The sequence below is a fragment of the Massilia sp. CT11-108 genome (genome assembly GCF_047302915.1).
Taxonomy (GTDB): domain Bacteria; phylum Pseudomonadota; class Gammaproteobacteria; order Burkholderiales; family Burkholderiaceae_D; genus Telluria; species Telluria orientalis.
The window spans coordinates 1-325 of sequence record NZ_JBKYMO010001386.1 but is presented as its reverse complement, the minus strand read 5'-3'; the positions used below and the strand labels follow the sequence as shown (position 1 = coordinate 325).

The window sequence follows — 325 nt, the reverse complement described above, 5'->3', positions numbered from 1 at the left end:
CCGGCCTGCGCTGCTACCAGGGCCGCGGCGGCCTGTACGAACTGCGCCTGCTCGACCGGCCGGCCATCGTCGGCCTGCACGACGGCGCCCGCGTGGGCTACGCCGTGCTGACCGGCATGGACGACGACACGGCCACGCTCGCGATCAACGGCCGGCGCCACACGGTGAGCCTGGGGCTGCTCGCGACCCGCATCGATGGCGAGTACACGACCTTGTGGAAGGTGCCGCGCGGTTTCCGCGACCAGGTGGGGCCGGGCGACAGCGGGCCGGACGTCGACTGGATCGCCGCCCGCCTCGCGGAACTGGACGGCCGGCCCCACCTGGT

The 325-nt window shown here is 74.5% G+C and carries 1 pseudogene; it reads left to right on the top strand.

Going from position 1 to position 325, the window contains the following annotated elements:
• Positions 1-325: pseudogene (locus ACEN88_RS34925) on the top strand (peptidoglycan-binding protein); the annotation flags it as partial.